24 protein-coding genes, 1 tRNA gene and 1 pseudogene are annotated in these 25,952 nt (G+C 47.7%); 5 read left to right on the top strand and 21 right to left on the bottom strand.

The window, feature by feature from the left end; all coding sequences use genetic code 11:
• Nucleotides 1-21: 21 nt before the first annotated feature.
• From GN241_09980 to GN241_09955, 6 genes are read right to left on the bottom strand one after another with little or no spacing between them, the layout of a single operon-like run.
• Entirely contained in the window at nt 22-951 is a 930-nt protein-coding gene (locus tag GN241_09980) for an AEC family transporter (GenBank protein XAT57661.1), read from the bottom strand.
• A gap of 18 nt (nt 952-969) precedes the next feature.
• Entirely contained in the window at nt 970-1,770 is an 801-nt protein-coding gene (locus GN241_09975; GenBank protein XAT57660.1) for an MBL fold metallo-hydrolase, read from the bottom strand.
• The gene (locus tag GN241_09970) at nt 1,767-2,573 is read right to left on the bottom strand and encodes a YchF/TatD family DNA exonuclease (protein XAT57659.1); all 807 of its coding nucleotides are present in this window, start codon (nt 2,571-2,573) and stop codon (nt 1,767-1,769) included. The genes GN241_09975 and GN241_09970 overlap by 4 nt, the downstream gene beginning before the upstream one ends.
• A gap of 16 nt (nt 2,574-2,589) precedes the next feature.
• A complete protein-coding gene (locus GN241_09965; protein ID XAT57658.1) occupies nt 2,590-3,726 on the bottom strand; it encodes a DNA polymerase III subunit delta' in 1,137 nt (378 codons plus the stop codon).
• A complete protein-coding gene (tmk, locus tag GN241_09960) occupies nt 3,723-4,349 on the bottom strand; it encodes a dTMP kinase (GenBank protein XAT57657.1) in 627 nt (208 codons plus the stop codon). Before tmk ends, GN241_09965 begins: the two co-directional genes overlap by 4 nt.
• Entirely contained in the window at nt 4,346-5,485 is a 1,140-nt protein-coding gene (locus tag GN241_09955) for a D-alanyl-D-alanine carboxypeptidase (GenBank protein ID XAT57656.1), read from the bottom strand. Before GN241_09955 ends, tmk begins: the two co-directional genes overlap by 4 nt.
• Before the next feature lie 320 nt (nt 5,486-5,805).
• Between GN241_09955 and GN241_09950 the strand changes: the two genes are divergently transcribed.
• Nucleotides 5,806-5,895: transfer RNA gene (locus GN241_09950), tRNA-Ser, on the top strand.
• 159 nt (nt 5,896-6,054) lie between these two features.
• Here GN241_09950 and GN241_09945 read toward each other — a convergent pair.
• The 10 genes from GN241_09945 to GN241_09900 form a co-directional block, all read right to left on the bottom strand.
• A complete protein-coding gene (locus GN241_09945; protein XAT57655.1) occupies nt 6,055-6,279 on the bottom strand; it encodes a hypothetical protein in 225 nt (74 codons plus the stop codon).
• A 177-nt stretch (nt 6,280-6,456) separates the two neighbouring features.
• Nucleotides 6,457-6,720, bottom strand: coding sequence for a hypothetical protein (locus GN241_09940; GenBank protein ID XAT57654.1), 264 nt, complete (start codon nt 6,718-6,720; stop codon nt 6,457-6,459).
• 138 nt (nt 6,721-6,858) lie between these two features.
• A complete protein-coding gene (locus GN241_09935) occupies nt 6,859-7,050 on the bottom strand; it encodes a hypothetical protein (GenBank protein XAT57653.1) in 192 nt (63 codons plus the stop codon).
• Nucleotides 7,051-7,359: 309 nt separating this feature from the next.
• A complete protein-coding gene (locus GN241_09930; protein ID XAT57652.1) occupies nt 7,360-8,586 on the bottom strand; it encodes a hypothetical protein in 1,227 nt (408 codons plus the stop codon).
• Nucleotides 8,587-8,737: 151 nt separating this feature from the next.
• Complete coding sequence (locus GN241_09925) at nt 8,738-10,444, bottom strand: AAA family ATPase (protein XAT57651.1); 1,707 nt, start codon at nt 10,442-10,444, stop codon at nt 8,738-8,740.
• 432 nt (nt 10,445-10,876) lie between these two features.
• On the bottom strand, nt 10,877-11,068 hold the full coding sequence (locus GN241_09920; GenBank protein ID XAT57650.1) for an AlpA family phage regulatory protein: 192 nt from the start codon (nt 11,066-11,068) through the stop codon (nt 10,877-10,879).
• Nucleotides 11,069-11,121: 53 nt separating this feature from the next.
• A complete protein-coding gene (locus GN241_09915) occupies nt 11,122-11,598 on the bottom strand; it encodes a hypothetical protein (GenBank protein ID XAT57649.1) in 477 nt (158 codons plus the stop codon).
• Nucleotides 11,599-11,630: 32 nt separating this feature from the next.
• On the bottom strand, nt 11,631-12,848 hold the full coding sequence (locus GN241_09910; protein XAT57648.1) for a DUF4102 domain-containing protein: 1,218 nt from the start codon (nt 12,846-12,848) through the stop codon (nt 11,631-11,633).
• Nucleotides 12,849-13,333: 485 nt separating this feature from the next.
• The gene (locus GN241_09905) at nt 13,334-14,941 is read right to left on the bottom strand and encodes a recombinase family protein (protein XAT57647.1); all 1,608 of its coding nucleotides are present in this window, start codon (nt 14,939-14,941) and stop codon (nt 13,334-13,336) included.
• On the bottom strand, nt 14,938-15,333 hold the full coding sequence (locus tag GN241_09900) for a DUF2924 domain-containing protein (protein XAT57646.1): 396 nt from the start codon (nt 15,331-15,333) through the stop codon (nt 14,938-14,940). Before GN241_09900 ends, GN241_09905 begins: the two co-directional genes overlap by 4 nt.
• Before the next feature lie 395 nt (nt 15,334-15,728).
• Here GN241_09900 and GN241_09895 point away from each other — a divergent pair, with 395 nt between their 5' ends.
• Both GN241_09895 and GN241_09890 read left to right on the top strand, forming a co-directional pair.
• A complete protein-coding gene (locus GN241_09895; GenBank protein XAT57645.1) occupies nt 15,729-16,157 on the top strand; it encodes a hypothetical protein in 429 nt (142 codons plus the stop codon).
• Between the two features lie 50 nt (nt 16,158-16,207).
• Entirely contained in the window at nt 16,208-17,005 is a 798-nt protein-coding gene (locus tag GN241_09890) for a methyltransferase domain-containing protein (protein ID XAT57644.1), read from the top strand.
• Nucleotides 17,006-17,254: 249 nt separating this feature from the next.
• Here GN241_09890 and GN241_09885 read toward each other — a convergent pair.
• Nucleotides 17,255-17,623, bottom strand: a pseudogene (locus tag GN241_09885) (transposase).
• A gap of 55 nt (nt 17,624-17,678) precedes the next feature.
• On the opposite strand from GN241_09885, the gene GN241_09880 reads away from it, so the two are divergent.
• Both GN241_09880 and GN241_09875 read left to right on the top strand, forming a co-directional pair.
• Nucleotides 17,679-17,966 (top strand): transposase, encoded by a 288-nt coding sequence (locus tag GN241_09880; GenBank protein ID XAT57643.1) that lies wholly within the window; start codon nt 17,679-17,681, stop codon nt 17,964-17,966.
• Nucleotides 17,963-18,676 carry an IS3 family transposase gene (locus GN241_09875; protein ID XAT57642.1) on the top strand — a complete coding sequence of 238 codons (714 nt, stop codon included), beginning with the start codon at nt 17,963-17,965 and terminating at the stop codon, nt 18,674-18,676. The genes GN241_09880 and GN241_09875 overlap by 4 nt, the downstream gene beginning before the upstream one ends.
• A gap of 326 nt (nt 18,677-19,002) precedes the next feature.
• Here the strand turns inward: GN241_09875 and GN241_09870 are convergent, their stop codons facing one another.
• The 4 genes from GN241_09870 to GN241_09855 form a co-directional block, all read right to left on the bottom strand.
• Entirely contained in the window at nt 19,003-20,955 is a 1,953-nt protein-coding gene (locus tag GN241_09870) for a HAMP domain-containing protein (protein XAT57641.1), read from the bottom strand.
• A 321-nt stretch (nt 20,956-21,276) separates the two neighbouring features.
• Entirely contained in the window at nt 21,277-22,458 is a 1,182-nt protein-coding gene (locus GN241_09865; GenBank protein ID XAT57640.1) for an HlyD family efflux transporter periplasmic adaptor subunit, read from the bottom strand.
• On the bottom strand, nt 22,455-24,608 hold the full coding sequence (locus tag GN241_09860; protein XAT57639.1) for a type I secretion system permease/ATPase: 2,154 nt from the start codon (nt 24,606-24,608) through the stop codon (nt 22,455-22,457). Before GN241_09860 ends, GN241_09865 begins: the two co-directional genes overlap by 4 nt.
• Nucleotides 24,595-25,929: a hypothetical protein gene (locus tag GN241_09855; protein ID XAT57638.1), complete on the bottom strand. Its 1,335-nt coding sequence runs from the start codon at nt 25,927-25,929 to the stop codon at nt 24,595-24,597. The genes GN241_09860 and GN241_09855 overlap by 14 nt, the downstream gene beginning before the upstream one ends.
• Nucleotides 25,930-25,952: the final 23 nt, after the last annotated feature.

The raw sequence follows: 25,952 nt of genomic DNA, 5'->3' as shown, positions 1-25,952 counted from the left end.
TATGCATAATGATCAGATGTTTTACGGCAAAAAATACAACCAGCCCCAGACGGTAATGATAGAGGCTGAGGTACTGAATAAGACCGCCGAGGCTGCCACGCGTCGGGCAGCCCCATACATATTGGCAAAGACATAGCTGTTGATGCCAGGAGCCATCGCGCTGGTTAACACAGCCGAGCGCAGCCCCGCTTGATCAAGTGACAGGGCTTGCCCGCTTATCCAAACCAAAGAGGGATGCAGCAGCAAGGCCACCGCCAAAACCCATAAAATTGGCCCTGTATCGCCTTCAGGCCGGTATTGGTACAAAACGCCTCCCATCCCGAACAGCGCTGCCGGTAGCGCGGCTTGAACCAACATATCAACGGCCTCGGTGACAGGGCTGGGAAGCGGAACCTTTAGAAAATTGACGGCAAAGCCGACCAAAATGCCCAGAAAAAGGGCGTTTTTGAACATGGCGATAAAAACGCTTTTTACAACGGGCAAGACCGATTTCTGCCGGTTGCGTACAATTTCCATAGTTAAGATGCCAAGGCAGTAACAAAAAGGGGCGTGCAAGGCGACGATCGCGTAATTTGAGGTCAATGCAGCCGTGCCATAGGCGCGTTCGGTAATCGCCAAGCCAAGCATGAGAGAATTGGAAAACAGACAGCAAAAGCCAATGGCAACGCAATCTTCCCAGGGCCGCTGGAACAAAAGCCTTGCTCCAAATAATCCAGCCAGAAAACAAACCGTTGCGCCACTGTAAAAGCTAAACAGAAGCGCAAAATCAAAAACTTGACTCAAATCAAGCGAGGCGATCGCACCAAATAAAAGGCATGGGATTGCAAAATTCTGCGTGAAACGCATCAATCCATCAACAGACTCTGTAGAAAAAAAGCCTGCCCAGACGGCGGCATAGCCGAACCCAATGACCAAAAAAACTGGAAAAATAACTTCTATTAACGCGTGCATGGCTGGGGCTTAACGAGATCAAAGATCATAGGAAAGAACCATCCCGTCAAAGGCGGGCAGAATATGTTTGGGAAGCTCAGCCTGCAAGGTGGCATAATCTAAATCATTGTGCATATTGGTTAAAACGGCGCGGGCAACGCCTGATTGATTGATCCACTCAACACTTTGGGCCAAGTGGGAATGTGAGGGGTGCGGATCGCGGCGCAACGCGTCCAGGATCCAGCAGTCAATGCCGGCCAGAGCCTCCCACGCGGCAGGTGGCATGGTTGAAACATCGGGCAGATAAGCCACGGGACCGATCCGAAACCCCAATGCAGTGATTTGCCCATGCGCAACTTCAAACGGCGTGAATTCAATCTGACCGCCTGCGCCATCAACTTGCACAGGCCCTTCGATGTGATTGAGCTGCAAAATGGGAGGGTAGGCAGAGCCCTCAGGTTGTTTGAACGCATAGGAAAAGCGACTGAGCAGGCCGGCACTTGTGACTTTGTTGGCCCAAACGGGTAGGCGGCTGCGCCGGTTAAACACAATCATACGCAAATCATCCAGCCCGTGCACATGATCGGCGTGGTCATGCGTATAGAGCACCGCATCCAAACGGCCCACTTGCGCCTGTAAAAGCTGCGCGCGCATATCCGGTGAGGTGTCAATCAGCACTTGTGTTCGGCCATTTTCACCTTGGCGCTCAACCAAAAGCGAGCAGCGCGTTCGGATATTTTTGGGATTATTGGGATCGCAAGCCCCCCAATTCCCGCCAAGCCGCGGCACCCCGCCCGAGGACCCGCATCCCAAAATTCGAAACCGTAACTGTTCTGTCATTGCTTGGCCTCATAGGCGGCAGCTTTTGCAAAAAGTTGGTTGAAATTTTTCTCAACCTGCGAGGCAAATGCAGCATAGTCTTGTCCAAAAAAATCCGCCGCCGCGCGGGCGGTAAGCGCCACATATGCAGGTTCATTGCGCCTGCCACGATGGGGTGGCGGCGCCAAATAGGGGCTGTCGGTTTCCACCAAAAGCCGCTCTTGCGGCGCCAATTTAAAAATTGCCCGCAATTGATCGCTTTTGGGGAAGGCTGTGATTCCAGAAAGTGACAGGTAAAACCCCAAATCCAAACATCTGCGCGCCAAGGTTTCGCCAGAGGAAAAACAATGCATTACACAAGAATAGGGCGCATTTTTATACTCAGCGCTCAAAATGTCAGCGATCTCTTCATCCGCTGCACGGGCGTGGATAATCAAGGGCAATCCGCTTTGTTGCGCTGCGCGTATATGCACCAAAAGCGAGGCTTTTTGAATCTTTGCGCTGTCGCTTGAATAATAATAATCAAGCCCTGTTTCCCCGATCCCTATCATTTTTTTGTGCTCACAAAGCGCGAGCAGTTCATTAAGCGTGACCAAAGGTTCATCTGCTGCGCTCATCGGATGAATGCCCGCCGCATAAAAAACGGGCGCATATCGCTCTGCGATAGCGCGCACAGAAGGTTCATTCTGCAACTTCGTGCAAATCGTGACGATGCGATGCACGCCCGCGGCCTGCGCTCGGCTTATTATAGAATCAAGCTCATCGGCGAAATCTGGAAAATCCAGATGGCAATGGCTATCAGTGATCGCGGGGGGTATGTTCATTCACGGCCTTTGGCTCTTACAATGCTGCAGCACATTTTTCTATCTTGAAGAACATATCTAGGATCAATGTCACCGGGTCAAGGTTGACCGCCTTTCCATGCAGCATTCGTTGCGAAATATCTTGTTGCACGAGGGCCCATTTACGGGCGCTTATTGATCCTTTATTAAGTTTTGTGAACAGCTTTTGATCAAGAGCTGTAGGATCGGCATCGGGATCCGGCGGGATAAGCGAGGTTTTCGCAGTTTGCCCTAAAATATAGTCGATAAGGTCGATCAACAAATCAAAACGCTCTGAATTTGCTTGCCCTGCAAAGCTTTCAGCTAATTTTAAAGCGGTGCTTTGGTTCAGATTAGGTAAAGTGTGCAGAGTGGAAATTAGAGCGCTGTAAAGCGCATCTCCGTCAAGCTGTGCCAAACGGATTGCTTGACCGGCTGACCCTGCAGAGAGGCGGGTGATGAGTGGGCTTTGTTCTTCAGAAAGGTGGATTTTTGCCTGGGTCAGAGCTTGCTGCACCATATCTTGGGATAAGGCAAAGAGGCGCAGCTCTCGGCAGCGCGAGCGCAGGGTTGGTAAGAGGGCGGCCGGTTGATGGCTGATCAAAAACAAAAAGGCGTTTTTGGGTGGCTCTTCCAGCATTTTTAACAGCGCATTGGCGGCGCTGCCCGTCATATCATCGGCGGCATCAATTATAACCACGCGTGCGCCACCATCGGCCGCTGACAGGCCAAAAAAGCTTTTTAGGCTGCGCACATCATCAACCGTAATATTTTGTTTAAAGCGTTTGCGCTTTTCATCATAGCTGCGTCTAAGCACGTAAAGCGTCGGCTCTGAACCGGCCATTATACGGGGCAGGGCTGGGTGATCTGGTGGTGTTTCCAATTTAGATACGTTTTGGCACATCGCGCCAAACAGGCCGTCATGGGCGAGCGGATCTGGCGTTGTGAGCAGGAATTTGGCAATTTTCCAAACAAGCGTTGCTTTGCCAATGCCGCGTGGGCCGCTTAACAACCACGCGTGATGCAAACGGCCTCTGTCAAAAGCCTCTAAAAATTGTTGTTGAGCGCTATCCTGACCAAAAATTTCTATGGCTTCAGAAGGATGCGGCGCCCCTGAAATTTGATCCGACAGAGGCAGGGGCTCAAGATCCTTCATGAGAAGGCCAATTTAACGCGTTGATATATGGTTTCTGCCAGTTCTGGGATATCGCGATTGCCGTTCACAACTGCGATACGCGTGTCAAATTCACGCGCTAACTCTAAAAATCCGCTGCGCATGCGTTTTTGCAGATCAAGACCAAAATCTTCAAAGCGTTCCTCTGATGTTGCGCGCGCTTTCGCCCGTTTCAATCCGATTTCCGGATCCATATCGATTAAAATCGTAATATCGGGATCATAAGGGATCATAAGATGGTGCAACTGATCCACGAGCGCCCGCAGATTTCCCCGGCTTATACCTTGATACATGCGGGTTGAATCTGCAAAGCGATCGCAGATGACAATTTTGCCTTGGGCTAGCGCGGGTAAAATCGTTCGTTCGATGTGATCGCGCCGGGCCGCGGTAAATAATAGTATTTCGGTTTCAGCTGACCATCTGTCGGTTGCCCCTTGCAGAACCAGATCGCGAATTTCTTCGGCACCTTCTGAGCCACCGGGTTCTCGGGTTAAAATGATGTCAAATCCTTCGTCTTGCAAGCGCGCCGCCAAAAGCTTGGTTTGCGTTGATTTGCCAGACCCGTCTATGCCCTCAAACGTGATGAAACGGCCGGGATAGTTCAAAATGCCGCCTCTGGACCGTCGATCAGCATATTTTTCAGCGTAATCGCCGCAGTCCTCAGCCGTGCAGAAAACCCACCAACTGGTATTGAAGTTACCGCGAAAAGATCGTAGCGGCTATCGAGTAAACCGTCAGATGAAACGATCAGATCCGCTATTTTATCGCCCTGTTTAATGGGGGCGGGGATAGGTCCATTATACTCAATCCGCAACGCCAAGCTGTCTTTGCTCATAATGGGCACCAAAACTTGAAGGTCTTTGTTTAAAGCCAAAGCAACTGATTTTTCGCTGCCATTCCAAACTGGCGCCGATGCCAGCGGGGTACCTTTCGAGCTTAGGGGGCGCAGCGAGAATTGCCGGAAGGCCCAATTCACCATCGCTTCTGCTTCCTCCGCACGCTCGCGCGCCGACCCCAAGCCTGAAAGCGCAAACACAATACGGCGTTCGCCCTGTATGGCCGATCCTACAAGCCCATATCCGGCTTCTTCTGTATGACCCGTTTTTAACCCGTCAGCTCCGATCTGCAATTTCAACAAAGGGTTCCGGTTTTGCGTATTGGCAGGGGCTCTTCCATCAAATTCAAAGCGTTGTTCGGCGAAAAGCGGATAGAATTCTGGAAAATCTTTGATCAGAGTAGCTGCTAAAAGGACTAGATCATGTGCGCTCATCGCGTGTCCGATCTGTGGCCACCCATTGGAATTTGTAAAAGTTGACTGTTTCATTCCAAGTTGTTTCGCGCGCTGCGTCATCATAGTGGCAAAGCCCGCTTCGGTTCCATCGGGCGATAGGGCTTCGGCGATGACCGCGCAGGCATCATTTCCAGATAACACAATAATCCCGCGCAAGAGATCTTCCACCGTGACGCGATCGGATGTATCCAGAAACATTGTTGAGCCACCATAGCCAGCCGCATGTTCAGAAACGGGGAGCTTTTCATCAAGGCTTAAACGGCCCGCCCGAATAAACTCGAATGCCATATAAAGCGTCATCAGTTTTGACATAGAAGCCGGCGGCAAGGGCGTTTCTGAGTTTTTTGACAGCAGCACCGAGCCGCTGGTTAAATCAATCGCGTAGGCGGCTTTGGCTTTGGTATCAAATGACCAGGCTACCTGCCCTATTAACGCGCAGATGCAGAACATAAAACATGTAATTACCCCTCTCCTTTTACGTTGATCTGCCGAAAACCGCCAAAACATCATTCTGCCCATACTGATATGCGTTATTTACAGTTTATCGGTTAATGTTGAAGTTTCAATGCCGGTTGGTAGCTCATTGGGTTAATCTTTTAGAAGAATTGGTTGTTTTTGAGTCGCGCAAATATATACGTCGCATGGCAATGAAGGTTTTGGGGTCAGATGACGCCATGATATTAATTTTGAGCCAATTCGGCTAGGAAAGTCGGTTTTATTTCAGATTGGCTCTTTTAGAATCAATCTTGTCCAGCTATTCGGGTTTGGTCGGAGGAGTGGCAGAGTGGTTGAATGCACCGGTCTTGAAAACCGACGTAGGTGAAAGTCTACCGTGGGTTCGAATCCCACCTCCTCCGCCACGTTTTCTTTAAATAACAATATATTTCAATTATTTAGTGATAATGTGTTTTTTTAGCCCCCACATTCGCCCCCACAAATCTTGATTATTGTTTGAAACTTTGGCACGCGTGCGCGCCTGTGCGTCGGCGCGTTATTATCTGCTGTGGGGGCTGATGTACTTACTTTCTGACGATTAAATTCATTCGGCTGAGAAATCCCATCGTTAGATCTTTAGGCTTTGAGGGTAGTTCAGATTTTATATCGGTAGGCTTTATTTTTTGAGGCTTATCTTTAAATCCATACTGAAACTCTTGATCAAAAAGCTCACGTTCTTGTGCTGTCATCTCGGACACTTTTTTGCCGGCGATTGAATTCCTGAGCGCCTGCTTTTCATCATCAGTCATGCAAATAACCTCCCACATACAAAATCGTATAGTTAGCAACTCAGCATAGCAACGAATTGTATGCTGGCCCCGCTGTCACTCAGGCGCGATCCAATCGGAAGTGGTGTTGGGATATGACACGACTATTGGAGCCGATGATCGGCTTAGAGATCCAAATTATCCGAGCGTCGATTAAATTTATCTGCTGTCAGGCGCTAGCTTGTAAATTTTATGGTGCATACCCATTTTTGAAGCCATTTCTCTAACAAACTTCATATGTTCTGTAAGTTTTTCTTCATCACTTACTTGAGCCAGCACAACGACGCTGCTTGGGCCGCTTTTCCCAATGTGTTCTGGCCCCCACCAACCTGCGCGCTTTTGAGCACTCTCGGGCTTGGTGTACATCTCGTACCAAGTTTCATAGGCCATATCGCCCAAGTCTATATGAAATGCATAATTCATCAGTATCATCCTCTTAATGTAGGCCATTTAAAAGGTGATCTGATGCTGGAGTTAGGTCAAACTAAACGTAGGGTCACTACGTTGCACTCGTAGCGGATGGGTGGCCTAGCGATCCAAAGTATTCGAGCTTTTAGTCAGTTATGCGGCTTTGCAATCATCAAATAAAAACTCTGCCATACGGCTTCCAGTCGCTGTTAATTTATTAGCGTTGGTAAAGAAACCGCTTAGCCGACCATAGTGCATTGCTTGGTCATAGTTATCACTACGCGTTTTGGTGAAGCAGTAAGAAAGGACAGTTTCAAACTGAAGGAAGTCACGATGTGCAGACATAGCTTATCTCCTAACTATACAACAACTACGCTAAAAATCGTGACTTGGATCACAAACGGCGGGGGCTGGTCAGATCTCAAAAAGCCATAATCAAGAAACCGGCGTCCACATCAAAACGTCTTTGCGTTTACAGAAATTCACATGAAAAAAAGATCAGACAAAAATAGCGCGACCTCTGCGGTGGCGGAATTTGTTGGTGCCATCAATGATCGCATCCCATTGCCTGCTGGCGTGAAGCTAGGCAGCGAGGCTGAGCTGATAATTTGGCACCAGTTCACCCGCGTCCGCGCGAGGTCAGACTGGCGGCACTTATTTTCGCTTACGCGCTCCAAATTCACACTTAGATGAATCGACGCCGTATGCTCCTTTGAAATTCTTGTTCACGCTTCCAGTTGCTGTAAGCCTCCCATTTTCGCCAAACAGGCTTGCTTCAAATCGATCCTTATAGTGCATCAAAGTGCCGTTGTAGGAATTCCCGTTTACCATGTAGATTGCGTCATAGCTATATGATGACGACGACTTGTATGGCCCAACGAAAAATAAAGACAGGACGCCTTTTACCCTTCTTCCACGACATGTGGAATCGGTGTCCCAGATGCCAGCCAGCACTCTAGGCGGGAGGTTGCTTTTTGGTGGTGTGGCTTTTTTTGGTACAGGACAAAATTTTGCTGGTGCGCTTGCAAGCTTACTAAGAAAGTTTTCCGAATAAATGAGGTCATCAGTGTAATTGAGATTGGCAGTTTTTGCAAAAAGCTTTACGGCACGCTCGGTTCTACGACCAAAAATTCCATCAACGACCCCAGCTGAGCATCCTGCTTCATTAAGGCGCTTCTGTAACATTGAAAAGAAGTCTTTTTCTGTAATTTCAGGTTCAGATTTCTCTTTCTGCGTTTTCTTCTCTTGGTTGTCCAGATATTTGCCAAAATCCTCAAGAAAACTTTCGATTTGAGCTACTTCGATTTCACTTTCATTGGCATTTAGCTGCGCCAGTTCATCATCGGAAAAATAATACATTTCCGATTGCTGAAACATTTTTTCAAACACAAATCTTGGGGTCTCAAATTCATTTAGAAAGCCAATTATTTCTGAAACATAAAATTGGGTTCCCTCTTGAACTTGACCAATTTTAGCCTCTCCGTCCTTACTAGACTTAAATTGGTGGACACCTAGACGACCATTTGCGAGGCGGCTTTTTCCGCCAAAGAACATAAATGCGCAGGCTGAGGCACAGTCTCCTGTAACCGGAACAACGGTGGTCAATTCCTTATCGAATATAATGCCCGCCATTTGCAGCCCTTCATCTACATCGCCTCCTGGGCTGGCCAAAACTATGGTTTTTACATCATGATTTCGGAGCGCTTTTCTTAAGTTAAAGCTGTCATTTTTCTTTATTTCATCAATAAAAAAAAGCGCATTAGGAACGTTTTTTGTGTGCCAATATGATCCGTAGAAAGTTATGCCGAACGGATTGTCTTCCGCTTTTGCGCTTATGGTAAGCGTACAAAGAATTATAGAAAACAGATAAAAAATTCGCATTAAGGATCCGTAGTTTAGGCGGCAACGATACCAATAGAAAACAGAATTTCAAACGAAATTTTCTTTAAATCTGTCGGTAGGTACCCCCGTCATACCTATCATTCGCGTCATATTTGGACACAAAAAATGACAGGCATGACAAACATGATAGCTACTGCGCCATGAGCCTACCCTCTTTTTTGACGACCAAACCGACCTCAATAAGCCGATCTATAGCCCTTGAAACTTGGCCCTGATCCTTACCGATCGTGTCCACGATATGCTTTTGCATGCAGCGCGGGCTTTCCCTGATCAGCTCAAGCACGAGTTTCTGCGTTGCGCCGAGCTGAGCTTCACGAACGTCATCGCCAATATCAAAGCCATGCCCATTCCAGCTTAAATACTTCTCGCACTGCTCGACGTCTTTGCCGGTCACATACAGCTTGCAGTCTTTGGTGCCAGTCTGTTGCTCCATAACAAGGATCGTTTCTGCTGTGCCGGTTATTCCAATGCTGCCGATAACCTTTTCCAACGGCGCGCTGGACACGTCTGACGTCTTTTTGCAGTGATGCACAACGACAATCGCTATTCCGAGCTTATGTGCGAGTTTGCGCAGGCCGTCATATTCTTCGACGGTCTGGTCGTAATTTTTATTATTGGCGCTGGGCATCAGAATGCTCTGCACCGTATCGATGACTACGCACTGTGCCTTTGTTCCCTTGGCGACCAGTTCAATGTGGGAAAGAGCTGCTGCACCGCGTGGTAGCTTTTCCTCTGTCGACATTACGGCATGGTAAGTAAGGTGCTGAACGTAACCTCCGAATACTGCTAGAACACGATCTTTCAGGCGTCGCTCATTATCTTCGGCAGCTAGGTAATGAACGGGAATGCCATCAGCGTCTATGTGCTTTGCCAAGTTCAATACAAACCATGATTTACCAACCTTGGGCAGCGCAGCCAAAAGCGTAAGGCCTACAGCTGGTATCAGGCCATCATAGAGAAAGCGCAGAGGCTCAAAATGCATATTGAACAGCGCGCTCGCTGGTTTGATGCCGAACTTTTCTAAATAAACTTGTTCTGGCGGCTGCCTGTTGGCTAGGTCCGCCTCGGCAAGCGAGATGAACTTTTCAATCGTATTGCCCTCAAGTTCTAGCCAATCAGAGAAATCGCCTTTGTCTTTGAGGCCGTCAAGGTAAGATGTGAGCATAAAAGCTTCGATCCCATCTTTGTCGAAGCCATGAAGCAGCTTTGTTGCATGCTCAAACCCTGCGCTGTCATTGTCAGGTACAACACAGATTACGCGCTCCTTAACAAATTGATTGAGCGCGGGCTTCCAGTTTCCAGCACCGCCAGCGTTACATGTCGCCAGCAGGCCAAGTGTAATTGCTCTATCAACATCTTTTTCACCCTCGAAGACAAAAAGCATTCCGTCAGACGTGTCCGCCGCCAACTGGTCCAGTTGATAGGGTATATCTCGAAGCCCCTTAACTTTTGGCCTCCATTGCCCCTCATACCAACCCATCTGCCGCCAAGAGCCATCCATAAATTTGATGCTCTTCTTGATAGGTGTGCCGCTTTCATCGCGATAAATGTGTGCGCGCTCAATTGGCTTAGGATTTTGTGCCGGTCCAGAAGGCGCAATCAGTCCATTTTCCTTCAGCCACTGTGCTGCGGATGCTCTGTCTTTGGCTTGGCCATGATGGACGATAAAGTCCAGCATCCCACCCCCTATCTGGTGTTCAAAATCATACCAGCTGTTTTGAGCGAGGTTGACGCTTAGTGAACCTTTTTTGCCAAACCTTAATTCGTGTGCTGACTTGAAAGTTGGCTCCAAATTCAGCAATCCGATAATCTGCTCCATCGTACAATCTATTGTCATATTTCTGCCTTTAGCTTGAGGCGCATGACCTGTGCAGTTATAGTGATGCAGTAAGTCCTACGTTACGCATCAATGCCCACGGTCACCGCGCCGTGGGTTTTCTATTTCTGGTGATACTCGGAGATGAACTCAGGCAAGGCTTCCAATACTACAGTTGCAGCAGCGTCTGTGAGCAATCCTAAGCTTGAACAAGTCGCAATTAACGCTTTTTGGGTGGTGCAGTACCACTTGCCCAACCACTTGCCTTTATTCAAGTGTTTTGATGATCGCTTTTGTACAATCCATTGAATGCGATCCCTGCAAGCAATTACCCTCCATCTCGGAGCCAGATGCACTATGATATCATCGTAGTGGTCGCTTGTTTCATGGTGTGTGCGGTTCGCTGTGACAGCTATTCCGGTGCTATTTCGGAGGCGGGGGGGGCTTGAGACGTCATTCATCTGAAGATGCCTCCTGCAATTTGTCTAGCCAATTCGCAACTTCGTCAGCGCGCCATCCAACGGCACGCCGCCCGAGCTTTATTGGCCTCGGAAACTCGCCGTTCTCCATCATCTTATAGATCGAGCTGCGTGTAAGGCCTAACTGCTCTTCGAGTTGTCGCCTGCGAAATATCTGTGGAACCATTTTGGAAACCCTCCGTCTATGTTGGTACATAGCGGAAGGCTAAATTGGCTTATTCAGCTTGTCGTTTGCGATAAAGTGGACATGAGTTTTTCGCAAACTTTACTATTCCAACCGGCACTTATTTCCAATTTAGATTTACCGCGCGAGATTGATGATTCAATGGCCGCTTCACCAATTGGAAATAGCTTTCGATCATGTTCAAGCATATGTTGTTCAAGGGCGTTTTGAATGCTTTGCATTGTCCCGATAAGGTTTCGGTTTGTAAGTCCTGCGCGCAACTCTTCTGGAATGTTACTTTGCACAAAGTGCCAAGTTGCAAAAGCTCGCCGACAATCAATATCTTCATACTGACCTTTACGCGGTCGGCCTGTTTTTTGCGGAGAAATGGCTCTGAACGCATGCGCATGTTCAAGCAGATAGCCCTTGTAAGCCCACCGCGTGGCTTCCTTCGTGGCTCCAGTACCCATGCCGGCCACAAAGTCTTCAGATGGAGGCTCCCATTCCCATTCTTCTCCTTCATTTAATGCCATATAATCCAGCAAGCCGCGCACGCGCTTTTTCGTCATGAGCTACCCTCCAAAAATGCGTACCATTTGTTCATCAACTCAGCGCGGGCATCGATTAGATCGGTTCGATAGTATGCATGCTCGACTTCGCTTCCAAACTTATGCGCGAGCTGAAATTCCGCGGCTTCTCGCGAATGTCCGCCTTCTGCAACCCAATCGCGGAACGTGGACCTTATGCCGTGAGGAACCGCTGGCCGCCCACTTGTTTTATCCACATAGCCGGTTTCATCTGCTCGATGCATTCTTCGCATCAGCGCAGAAAGCGTCATGTCGGAAAGGGCTTTGCCTGACTTGGACGCGAATATAAGACCGGTTTGATTGTTTTCCTGAGGCAGAAGGTCGAGCATTGCAGAGGTTATTGGTACTCGATGCGCGACCTTTGCCTTCATTCTCGCGGCTGGCCTTGTCCAGATGCCGACATATCTTTTTTCCGAAGACACATCTCTGGCAAACAGTGTAATCTCATCCCAGCGAATGCCCCTGATTTCACCAGATCGCGCGGCCGTGAGCGTTAGAAGCATTAAGGCCTTGGCGCCAGCACCATCGCGGCGTTTTAGCTCCCTCCACCAACGGGGCGCATCTTCCAGCGCTAGGGCGGGCTGGTTCAATCGAGATTTGGGCTTTGATGGCAGTAAGACTGAAAGATTGCCCTCCCAAACAGCCGGATTTGGTGCAGGCCTGTATTTCTTGACTATCGCATAATCTAAGACAGCCTGAATGCGGCCTCGTACCCTGCTGGCAGTTTCCGTTTTATCTTTCCAGATGGGTTCTAAAACCTGCTGAATATCATCAATGGCAATCTCATTCACCGGTAGCTGGCCAAGCTTAGGGAATGCATAGGTTTCTAATGTTGAACGCCATTGGGCCTTGTGCTTTTCGTTTGACAATTCAGCCTTTTTAATTCGGATCACTACGTCGGCAATTTCCGCGAACGTTGGGGTGGTGACTGCTTCTTGTCGTGGAACTTTTGGATTAATTCCCTCTGACGCCAGAACTTTGTTTTCAGCCGCTTTACGGCGAGCCTCAGACAGTGTCACTGCGGGATAGCTGCCTAAGCCAAGCTCGATTTGCTTGCCTCTGAAGCGCAGCTTTTGCGACCAGCTTTTCGAGCCACTTTTCCGGACATAGATGTGAAGACCTGTACCGGCGTCATCGTAGTAACGACCGGCTTCCAACGATGAATTGAGATACTGTGCGCTAAGTCGTTTGCCCATTCGCCCCCACAGTCGCCCCCACAAATTTACTGGAACACAATCATATTCTATGGAACAGTTAGGGTATTGTTAATAGCATATATTCAATAAAATAACGTTTATTGAAGTTTTTTGTAATTCTTTGGAACATAACTTATACGGACACCTCCTCCGCCACCACATTCTGCTCATTCCTGTTGTTGTTATTTTTGGCACTATTCCTGCGCAAGATCAGGGATTTACAACAGCGCTTTGCGACTGATGCCCCACATCACCTCTTATATCAGCGATAATTTTCACTAAACCTCAGCCTGTGATTTTGCGAGGGTGGGTTTTTCCCTGTTTTTCGGTATTAACAGGGAATTTAACAGGGAATTTAACAGGGAATTTTACTTTTTTTGATGTTTTGAAACGCGAAAATGTAATGAAAAACCCAATGTTTATTGGGATATTATAAAACTGACCTCAAAAAATAACAGGGAAATTAATTGTCAGTAACAGGGAATTCAGCTCAAAAACAGGGCCTGTTGTTTAGACCAATCAAGGGGCAGATCATGCCGGGTGAGCATCTTGATTGTAAGGTCTCGATTGCTTGTACCGTCTACAATGACTTGGAGAACCTCAGGAGATAAAAAGGCAAGGCGTATGCGCTTCCAGATCATGCCCTCAGGAATATTATGGGCTTGCATAATATCGGACATGGACCGACCTGCCTTGATTTCTTCCACCCAAGCCTGAGCTGTTACAATAGCTCTTATAAGGGCATGATTGGGCTCTCCCTTATAGCCAACCCAGGTGAGCTTGGTCCCATTCGTGCGCTTTCTTAGGATCACGGGTTCCTCAACACGCAAGAACTCCAAATCTAGTTTATTTGGATCGACTTGAATGAGCGCAGCTACTTTCTCAACATCAAGCTGGATACTTGCCTTCGTCTCACAGAGATCAATCCGCGTTATCAGATCCAGCGTGCCTTTGATATCCAACTGCTCTAACCGCTCTTTAGCCCCAACCAACGCATGGGGCTTGATCTGCGGCGCCAACCTGAACTGATTGAGTGCTTCTGTTAACCTCGTTACTACTATCTCACTCAGCAGCCCCTCCAACATATCTGCCCGCAGGCGCCACCCGGTCGGATCAGCGCCGCCTGATATGAGACGGTTTGAGTAATAGTACCTGATAACTCTCCCAGATGATTTCTTGGACCGGGACGGTGTTAATCTGTCTCCTGTCTCATCATAGACTTTTCCAACCAGAAAGGCAGAGGGCCCCCGAGAGGGATGCTTGCCCCGCTTGATGACTGACCTCCTTTGCAGCTGGTCCTGAACCCGATCAAATTGGCCTTGGTCTATAATAGCTGCGTGGAGGCCTTCATAGACATCCCGTTTGTGTCTGATCTTTCCTATATAGATGGGATTGATCAGAATGTTGTGTATGCGCCCACGGCTCCAGTTTCTCTCAGGCCAGAGTGTATCTACAGAACGCTTTACTTTGCTCAGACATCCAAGCTGCTCATAGAGATCATAGACATGCCGGATATCAGAGGATCGCACCTCACATATTTCTAAAGACTGTATCTTTGGATCAGAGTGCACTTTATAGCCCCAGGGCACCATGCCGCCCATCCACATGCCTTTCTTCTTGGAGGCTGCGATCTTATCGCGAATACGCTCTGCTGTGACCTCTCGCTCAAACTGGGCAAAAGATAAGAGAACATTAAGCGTCAGCCGTCCCATGGATGAGGAGGTATTAAAGGATTGCGTCACAGAGACAAAAGAACAGCCCTTCGCGTCCAAACAATCAATCAGCTTTGCAAAGTCAGACAAAGACCGTGTGAGCCTATCTATCTTATAGACCACAATCATATCTATCAGACCACTTTCTACGTCAGAGAGCAAAGCCTTAAGGGCAGGGCGCTCTAGTGTACCTCCTGAGATACCCCCATCATCATATCGCTTTTTTATCAGCTTCCAGCCTTCATGGCGCTGTGAGGCAATATAGGCACTGCAGGCTTCATGCTGTGCATCCAGAGAGTTGAACTCTTGATCAAGACCTTCATCAGAGCTTTTGCGTGTATAGACAGCTGCGCGCACTACGGGCTTTCCAAGGACGCTCATGGGCGTACCCCAAAGAACTGATAGCCCGAGACATTATAGCCAGTAATAGCGCGTGCTGTATGAGAGAGGGACTTAAAGCTCTGCTCGCTCCACATAAAGCGCCCGTCATCACCAACCTCAACCACATGGGTGATCCCATGATACTCGCGCACAAAGCGGCTTCCGGGTTTAAAGGCAGGGCGCACAACATCGCGCCTCGCTGCACTCTTGAGGCGACTATCCAAACGCTTTGTATATCCGCCCATAGTATCCAGCTGATAGGTATGACTGAGGATCTGCACCATCAGGGGCCGACTTAAGTGCTTCGGAGGAGGGCGACCAACCAACTTTCGCCATTCTGACATTAACGCCTCGCGCGAGGCATCAGCCAAACCATCTAAATCGAGTCTCATGTTCTACTCCGTACAATCATCTCGTACTGAGCAGAGCCCGACGGTATTCGGGCGCAGCTACACACAGGCTTGCAGAGCAAGAAAAGTCCAGTGGAAAGATCAAAGATGGCTGGATGTTAAGACTAGTTGGGCTGAAAGACCCGCCACTTAATCTGAATTAATAACTTTATATCAATTATTTACATGAAATTATATTTTCTGGCCCCCCATTTGGCAGGGAAAATAACTTGCCTCAAGACAACACAAGGGGGTGGGGGGCAAAAACTCCCGCGCTTTAGTTGCTAGTTATCCTGCTCTTGCATTTTTTCTGAAAAAGGTTAAATCGACGCTACGATTTTTTCACAGGACATAATTTTTTGTTAATACTTTTTTTAGCCAACTAAAAGGAGAACAAAATGATCGAGCAATTTGGCGGCACTTTAAACTTCATTGCAGTCTTAATACCCTGCTTAATGGGACTGTTTTACGGTTATCGATGCTTATTCGCTACCGATGCTTTTATTGAGCAGTATGGTCTTGGAGCAGCTTCAGAGTTCATGATCAAAGCAACGGGTTGTTGCGTGGGCGCTCAAGGTATTGTCTATGCCATGTTAATAATTACGTCACCAGTCGGAGCATGGGCTGTCTTTGCATATGGCACCATACACGCCGCGCTGTTCCTCATTTTTGGTTGGATGACGGTCAATGGCAAATGGGCTGAAGTTGAGGGGGTCAAAGCGTCCGCAGAGGGGTATATAGTACCTGCTATACTACTCGTTTTTCATCTCATAATTATGTTCAACATGAGTGACATAATCTATGGAGCTGCAGTCGTAGCGAGTTAATGAGCCGGTTGGGCTGTAGGCCCAACCTAAATTAAAATGAAGAGGTAACAATGAGCGATCCCTTTCACGATGTTGACAGCGCGGGTATCGAATTTGCTGAAGCTACAGCAAAAACCATGGAGATACGGCAATCCGAACCTGTAATGGAAAAGATTGTAAATGATTACCTAATTGAACTTGAGTTTACGACTGATAGACCAACTGTTGAGATTGGTTGTGGACCAGGAGCTATTACCCGGCGCATCGCAAAGCATGCTAAGGGAACTCAAGTGATAGGCTTCGATCCGTCATCCAATTACATCGATATAGCTCGTAACCAATCTGGCGACCTTAACAATCTTGAGTTTCAGGTTTTTGATGGTGACAGGATTCCTCTAAACGACGGAGGAGCAGAGAGCGTAATTATGCATACTGTGCTTTCGCATGTGATTGATCCAAGTAAATTAATTGCAGAAGCATATCGGGTCTTAGGAAATGGTGGTAAACTAGTGATATGTGACGCTGATTTTTCAAAGGCCACTTTATCGTCTTCGTTGGAAGACCCACTCGCATTAGCATCTTCGTATTTTGTCAGAAGCCATGTTACTGACCCAAATTTATTGAAAAAAATAGGGCCTTTGTGTTCTTCAGCAGGTTTTGCAGTTGATAAATTTGATATGGCAAGCAGAGTGGTCATGGGCGATGGGATGCGGATGTGGGTGGAAGTTGCAGCTAAGGCAATGACTGATGGCCAAGATATAAGCCCTCAGCTGGGGGAAGCGCTCGTGGCTGAATATGATCATCGGGTCAAAGAAAAGAAACTGTATGGTTTTTTACCATTTTTTACATTTATTGCCTTAAAGCTCTGACGCAATAATATCTTTGAATCAGCTAAACAGAACCTGAAGGTTGTCTATCCTCGCGATTGGAATGCTGTAGTTAAGTCAAAAAATCGTCAGACACTTTAACTCATTTTACTCGATAGTATTTATGCTACTACGTTAGCAAATTGTCTGATCCACGTGAACACTTTTGTGGTGACTGGTGTCCGTCGTCATATAAAATGGGACATCAGAGTGGTTTGAGCTTAGGAGGCTCTGGCTCATCTTTAGGGTTAATTATGCAGCCTGCCTTTGATGTTGCAAGCGGCGATATTGGATTGTCTGTTTCTTGATTTTTTCCCTTTCTCTGAGAATGTCTTTGTCACGTCCGAAGTAGACGTCTGCCGGAGTGACGTTGTTCAGGCTCTCGTGATAATGGTGGTTGTTGTAGTGATCGACAAAGACACCGATCTGCTGCTCCAGATCACCTGGCAGGTAGTAGTTTTCCAAGAGAATGCGGTTCTTCATGGTCTGGTGCCAGCGTTCGATCTTGCCTTGCGTTTGCGGATGGAAAGGAGCGCCACGAATGTGCTCCATCTCCTGCTTTTGCATCCATTCAGCCAGTTCACCCGAGATGTAACATGATCCGTTGTCACTGAGCAGGCGTGTCTTAGCCCCCTAGAACTGTGCCAGTATATTTTGGCAAAGGGAGTAAGGAAACATGGCTCGAAAGCGTTATTCTGATGAAGATGTGTTGAAGTTATTGCGCGAGATTGATGTTCATTTGCACGATGGTTTGGACGTTGTGAGTGCGTGTCGCAAAGCTGGGATTTCAGATAAGAGTTATTATTACTGGCGTAAGAAGTTTGGAGGCCTTTCTCGTTCGCAGGTTTCGGAGATGAAATTGCTCAAGAAAGAAAACGAGCGCTTGAAGAAGATCGTCGCTGACTTGCAGTTAGACAAATTGATCCTGAAGGAGAGCCTTGATCATCTAAAGCCGCGGGCCTGACGCGGGCTCAGCTTCGTCAGGCTGTTATTCATACGCGTCAAAAGCTGGATATTTCTGAGCGGCGTGCTTGCGCTGTTCTGGATGTAGCCCGCTCAAGTCTGCGCTATCAAGCCAAACCAGTAGATGATACCGAACTACGCTTGGCGATGATCCGGCTGGCCAAGCAATATGGGTGGTATGGCTATAGGAAAGTCACCGCCCTGCTGCGCATGGAAGGCTGGCGTGTTAACCACAAGAGGATCGAGCGCTTATGGAACGAAGAAGGTTTGCAGCTGCCGCGCCGGCACAAGAAGCGCAAACGGCTTTATCATAAAGACAGCTCCATCATCAGGTTGCGGCCCACACATCCCAACCATATTTGGGCGATCGACTTTGTGCACGATAAGCTTAGCAATGGGCACAGCTATAAAATGTTCACGGTTCTAGATGAATATACCCGTGAAGCGCTCTGCGTGGCAGTGCGGTCCAAAATGAATGCGAACGACGTTTTGGAGACATTGCACCCGCTGCTGATTAAACATGGTAAGCCAGAGTTTATTCGCTCTGACAACGGACCCGAGTTTATTGCCACGCATCTACAGGACTGGCTGAAGAAGGTTGGGATCAAACCAATGCAAATCTATCCGGGCAGCCCTTGGGAAAATGGGCTAGAATTTTGGTGCCCAGGAGAGGACTCGAACCTCCACGTCCATACAGACACTAGCACCTGAAGCTCTAATTCGCTTCGTATTCATTGTCAGACACTTACGTCAATTCCTGCATATAGATTCACACGGTGAGGACAGCCTGTCAACACACGACCTATCTCTTGATGTGTGCCAATGTGGACCAAATGTGTGACAAGATGTGTCCAAGAGGTGGGACGACAGAAAAACCAGAGAGTATTTCATTTATGTAAACGCTACGGCCCACTGCAAAAAAAATTTGGTACAAAATTTGATTTTAATTAGGGAAGTCTTCTCCTTCTTCCAAATTTAATTCCTAGAAGTTTCGGCTCCAGAAAGGCGATACTAAGATGATAAGATGTAATGCGATGTCATCCTATCTTTAAGCGCTTGTCCCAGTATGAAATTACAGGATCTAAAGAAGTCAGATTTTTTATTTTTGAAAATTCTGCACCAGCCGCTTTTTTATCACCATCCAGAAAGTTCGTTACTACTTGTTCTAGCGTTTTGATTGATGAAAATTGTGCCTCTAAAACTTCTGTATCGTCTGAAGACAATACTTCGTAAACATCCAAAAATTCTGATTTACCTTTAACTTGTGTCCTGTCCACTAACCTGCAGCTTTTCTGTGTTTCAGTGGAAAGTTCATTTCGCACATCCCCTGAAATCAAAACATTTGTTCCGTAAGTTTTGTTTAGACTTTCCAATCTAGCAGAAGCGTTAACAGTGTCGCTTATGACTGTAGTTTCCATCCTCGTCTCTCTGCCAATGGTACCAAGAACTAATTGTCCAATATGAATACCTACCCCCATATCGACTGTTTCTCTACCACCTGCAGTCCTAACCGAATTAAAATTTCTTAATTCTTTGTTCATTTCCAATGCTGCTTTTACAGAGTCTTCTGCGGAAGTAGGGAAAAGAGCCATCACTGCGTCACCAATATATTTGTCGATAAAGCCGTTATTTTTGTTGATGGCTGGTGTCATTGAGTCCAAATAATTATTCAAGAAATCAAAGTTTTCTTTTGGTGACATGTTTTCGGAAATAGAAGTAAAGTCCCGCATATCAGAAAATAAAACGGACATCTTTAATGAAGTACTATCGCCAATGCTTACATCCATTATTGATTTTTTTTCCAAGAGAGTCAGAAATTCCTTAGGAACAAATCGCTCATATGAAGAATTAATGATTTGAATATCGTTAATTCTGTCTTTGATGCTATCTTTCATTTGTGAGATTCCTGAAGACAGATCCGATAGTTCCTTCGAGCTTTCTTGTTTTTTGATTTCAATATTCAATTTACCCTTAGAAATCACTCCGACAGCTTCTGTAATGGCAGTAATTGGTCTTGAAATTCTATTGGCCAAAATCAGCGACATTATTCCACCAGCAACGATGAAGAAGACAGTGATTGAGGCCTGGTTTAAAGCTAGCTCGCTAAGCTGATTTTTTAGTGTAGACGTGTCAAAAACGAGCTCAATTACTTTATCTCCTTGAGAAGCACTACCATCTGCTTCGTCAATATCAGTTTTAACATAAATCCATTTTTCAGAAGCTGCTACCATATCAATATCAAGCCGCTCGCCACTTTTATAAACATCTACAATGTTACTTTCTTGATCCTTTGTAACAACAAAATCAGGTTTATTCGCTACTTTTCCATTTCCACTAAAAATGATAACTGACTTGAGATCTGGATTAAATTGTTCGAAGTCACTAGAAATTTTCAATAAATCAAGATACTTTAATGGTCCCTCAAATTGAGATGATTTTATACCAATTTCTAGAATATACTTTTTGTCAGGAGTGCCCCAGTAGGCATATTTGCGAACATTACCAGTAACGGTCTCATTTGAGATACGATCACCCTGATATCGACTTTCCATTCTTATTTCTTGGAGTTTTTTGTTGAAGCCTGGTGCAACTTTTGAGAAATCTAGATTTAAATCCTTTTCAAATGTTGTGTGGATGATGACACCATGTTCGTCTATTATATACAAATCAACTTCATCGCCCAACTCTTCTTTTAGTTCAGCTAAATCAATTTTAGAAACCTCACCATTAACCTCAAAATATGCAGCCTTAAAAGGCTCAAAGGCACTAAGCATTTGATTTTCCAAACTCAGTGACAAAATCCGAAATCCGACTTCAACCAAGTCGTAAGCGCCTGTCACATTCTCTGCAGTTTGATCAATCATGAAGTTGAAATTGTTTTCCAGAGCCGTCTTCGCTTTGGAGTAATCAGTGTAAGACAGAAGTAATAGAGCTGGTGTCAAGATGAGCAAAAACCCTAAGAGAATGATTATCCTTAATGAAATTTTCATATCTATTATCCTAGTAAAATGAATTTTCAGAACTTTTAAACCGCTTGAAATATTAGTCACATCAGTAAAGTTGTCTGTCAATACACGACCTATCCCTTAATGTGTGCCAATGTGGACCAAATGTGTGACAAGATGTGTCCAAGAGGTGGAACGACATAGGTTCACTCGATGTAGCTATTCGCCACTTCCGTGGCTCACTTTTGCATTGCCGTTCTCACAACCTGGAATCAACGTGATCCCCAGACACCGCTTACGTATATTCGTCAACCTCGACGCGCTCCAGGACGTGTGAGGTCAAAAATCCTGCGGCCACCTCTCGTTTCAACGCTCTGACAGAGCCTCTGTCGTTTTGAACAATGGTTTCAAAATGAATTGTAAGACCGTCTTTTGACCAGAATCAAGTTCGATTTGTGCCTGCATACCAGGTCGGATTTCGACTTGGCCAGAAGGACCCTCCAATACTGTGGCCTTAAGCTGGATAAAGACCTCGTAATAAGGACGTGGCTCTCTTTGTTGTTCATCGGTTACTGTGTCAGCGCCAACGTGGATGACACGCCCTTTAAGCGTTCCATAGATGGAGAAGTCAAAAGCCGTGAGCTTGATCGTCGCGGGCATCCCAACATAGACAAAGCCAATGTCACGCGGATTGATACGTCCTTCTACTCTGAGGTTATCCTCGAGGGAGATGACTTCCAACAAAGGATCGCCGGGTTGAGCGACACCGCCAATTGTTGTCGCGAGAACTTTATTTACGATTCCGCGAATAGGAGATCGCACATCAGTTCGGAATAACTGATCTTCACGGCTACGGGCTTGCTCTGCTGTCCGACGCAGGTTTCCCAGAACTTCCGAATACTCTTGCGACCGCGCGGTTTCAAACTCATTCTGTGTCGCCGACAAGCGGCTCCTCACATCGACCGCGGCCTGCTCCGCTCGAACGAGATCGATTTGTGGCACGGCAGACCGTTCTACCATCGGCCGCATTATGTCGACCTCTTGCGTCTTCAAATCAATGGCTTCCTGTAGATCCCGCATCTTAGCCTGCAGCTCAGAACGGCGTGCTTGAAAAAGCTGAACCTCAGATTCAGCATGCTCAGGAGCCAACCGCAATAGCTCCTCGTCGGGGATGAAGTCGTTTGATAAGTCACCTTCTGCGCGAAGCCTTGCCAGGCGTAGTATCAGGGCCCAACTTTGATCCTGTAACTCCTGATAAGCACTTTGAAAGCGCGTCGCATCCATTTTCACAACGAGTTGTCCAGCCTCAACGACGTCGCCTTCCGTCACAAACAACTCGGTAAAAATTCCGCCCTCCAGATTCTGGATGACTTGATTTTTCATCGTCGGAACAACTTTTCCAATACCTCGCACGATTTCATCGAGTGGGGCAAAGGCAGACCATACCACAAAGACGGCAACAATCAGAGTAATCAGCCAGATCCTATGACGGCTCTTTTTAGCCTTACCTTCTGATACACGACTATTTATTTTTCGCCCGAGCCTCACGTCTTACCTGCCACATTTAATGCCGGAGGAGGTGTCATTAGCTTCTTCAGGATATCGTCACGCTCGCCTTCAAGGTATAATCGGCCTTGTTGAAGAACCGCTACATGTGTCATTTCCGATAGGATATGTGGTCTATGTGTTGCAACTATGCAGGTTCGAGGACCTATCCATTTCCCAATCCGTGAAACAAGCGTGCTTTCAAGGTTTTGGTCCAGTGCGGACGTCGGCTCATCAAGTAAAATAATAGAAGGATCCTGCAGATAGAGACGCGCAAGTCCGATGCTTTGTTTTTGACCTATTGACAAGCCTCCGCCTCCATCCGGAATTTGCAAGTCAAGACCTTCAGGGTGGTGTCTGACAAATTCTCCCAAGCCACCAAAGGTGAGAGCTTCAAGAAGATCCTCATCAGAACGTTTCTGCGTGCCAGAGGAAAGGTTTTCTCTAAGACTGCCCCTAAACATCTGTATTTCTTGTGGCAGATATCCAATGTTGCGCCGCAGGTCACCAGGATCGACCTGACGCATATCCACTCCATCGATGAGTATTTCGCCCTCTGACGGTTGATATAAGCCCGCGGCTAAACGCAGTAGCGTTGACTTCCCGGACCCATTAGCCCCAAGCAGGGCCAGACGTTTTCCAGCTTTGATATGCAACTGGCCAATATCCAGAGCCATCGTCTTCGTTCCAGGGTGTGCAAACCTGACTTTCTGCAAGGTGAGCAGTCCTTGTAGCTTCGGGCGTCTAATATAGGACCTCTCTGGGCTGCGTTCTTGATCAGAAGCCATAATTGCGTCGAGAGCAGAAAGGGCTGTCTTCATATTTTGCCAGCTTGAGAGGGTTTGTGACAATTGCGATATTGGCGAAAGCGTCCTGGTGGTCAAAATACCGATGGCGATAATAGCTCCCGTTGATAGCTCCCCAGCAAAAACCATATAGACGCACGCAATAACGGCAAATACATACGTTGCTTGTTGCACGCCTGTAGCCCAATAAGTCAAAAATGCCCGTAAGGAGCGTTGCTCTGTTGTTTTGATTGCGTTGAGGGCAATAATCTCCTCCCATTGTCGCTGTAATTGAGACTCAAACCGGTTAATTTTGACCGCTTCAAGGCCATAGGATACTTCGGTCAGCAATCGGGATGCTGACGACATACCGCCCAGCGACTCTTTGGAAAGCTGTGCCATTTGACCCTGAACAGCAATGTTGGGAAGAATAATAAGAACCCCTCCCAAGACGATAATCCAGACGACGTTCCCTGCAATACCGTAGATTAGCAAAAGGAATATGATCGCAAATGGAAGGTCTGCCACGACCCCGACTGCGGCGTTGGTGAAGAATTCTTTTACAGCAGAAAACTCCCGGGCCATGTAGGCAATCGTTCCGGGGGGGGCAGGACGCTTGTCGAGTTTCATCCCAACCAATCGGGTGAAGATATCGCTGGTGATCTCTATTTCTGCCTCTTTTCCAACCTGATCTACTAGCCTAGCCCGTGAGACGCGAAGTATGGCTTCAAAGAGAATAGCCAGACCAACACCGCTTGCTAGCACCCAAAGGGTTGCTTCAGCCTGACCGGGGATGACCCGATCATAGACCTGTAATGCGAACAGTGAAGTAACTACGGCAAGGACATTTGCGAACAAGGACGCAAGGATGACCTCAAAAAGGCTTCTACGTTGAAGGAGGAGCCTGCCCCAAAACCAATGCTTCTTTGCATTAACAGTTGAGTGCTTTTCCAAAAGCAGGTCGGTGCTGGGCAAGACCTGAAAGGCACGCGTGGCATATATGCTCTGGATCGCATCAAGCGGCGCACTTCGATAGGCTTTGGCTTGCGTTGGGTCGAGAATTTGAAGGGTGCCCCCGTCCCTGCCCAGCAATACAAGGTACCCGCTGGATGCGACAGTGATGCAGCACGGGTAGACCAGATCGGATATTTTTTTCTGATCGATCCAAACCGCTTCATAGCCTATGCGGTGTAACGCGCGGTCCATTAGGCTCTCAGATAATACGCCCTCTACGAGAGGCAGGCCCTCAATCAAGCCTTCTGCATCCACGTCAACGGACTGTATTTTCAACAGGGCCAAAAGCGCTTTTTGCAAGCTGGGTTCAACACCTGCCTGTACGCTCGGGATCTTCGTGTTAGTTACTTTCATCAATAGCTCCGAATGGGGCCAAAAGTCCGCGCCGCTGAGAAGATCGGAGACAATTCAAAAGAATGTCCGCCTCAGCATCTATGAGGGAGATGAGTGTATCCACCCGTTCGCGATGTAAGACAATACCGTCTGTTAGTGATATCGATCCAACGTAAAGCTGTTCTTCATAAAGATCAAGCGTGGCCTCGCCGTGTTGAGCGAGAGAACGCAATGAGGTGACATCTGCTCGTAGACCACCAAAGTCGGCCTCCAACCGAGCCAAGTCAGCCTGTGTCTCATCCTTCTGCAACGTATAGGACGCCTCGGCTGCACGGGTAGTCGCGCTTGCGGCATCAACAGTGCCTCCGCGGCCAAGCCCCAGCATATTACTGGCGTCTAGCTGGATACCAATGGCAGGCTCTGACCACCCCCCTTGGGAGTAGGTGGTGCCACCGGAAAGGACAACTTTAGGAAAGCGTTGAGCACGGACAGTATTCTCCGATACCTCTGCACGTGCCAGGGAAATCCTGGCTAAGGCGTCTGCAGGCGCCTCGGTGTCGGGCCATGATCTGCTACATTGGTTGGTCGCAGACCCAAGGTCAGACAAGGATCCCATATTTTGCGTATCTGCCATTAAGCGGGAAAAGTCGGTTTGAGCTTGGCGCAGGTCAGATCTATCGGCCAAGGAGTTACGTTCCACAGAATTTATGGCGGCGTTCACACGCAGTAGCTCGCCTCTGTCTGCAACTCCACCCTCCATACGCGTTTGCAGGAGGGCTGAAATTGTATCCAGATCCGCCTTGAGACCTGCAAGTGACCTCAGACGGGCCTCGTAGCGCGTGATATTCACATAGGTTTCTAGCCCGTTGTAGACTGTGGAGTTTCGCTCTTCCCACGCTCTCAAACTGGCTTCAGCGACTTTGAGTTCAGCATCGGTCATTCGCCCGCGAATACGACCACCATCCCAGATAAGCTGCTCTATGTTAAGCCCAAATGACGCACTCCCACCAGTCAAGGGGGCTGAGGCTGTCGGGCGTGTCTGTGGATATCTGTCAAACCTGAGCGCTCGCAATTGCGCTTGGGCCGCTTGCACTTCGGGCAGGGTAGATGATCGCGTAATGGCGACTTGGTCAAGCCGCTCCGCAATATCGGCAAGTCGTGAGCCGCCAACCAAGCTGACCTCGGAAGACGGGCGGCGCGGCGCGGTGGATTTAGTGCGCAACTGTGCTTCCTCACCACGGCCTTCAGGAACAGAGACCTCAGACCCATCTTGAAGCGGATCCGGCAATACGACTGTCTCACAGCCAAGAATAGGCATGAGCACGACAACGCAACCAAGCATACGCAGCGCCACGTACAGCCGCC

The organism is Rhodobacteraceae bacterium IMCC1335 (genome assembly GCA_039640495.1).
GTDB lineage: Bacteria > Pseudomonadota > Alphaproteobacteria > Rhodobacterales > Rhodobacteraceae > Thalassovivens.
Note: the sequence above shows the minus strand (reverse complement) of the source record. Positions and strands in the feature narration are given on the sequence as shown.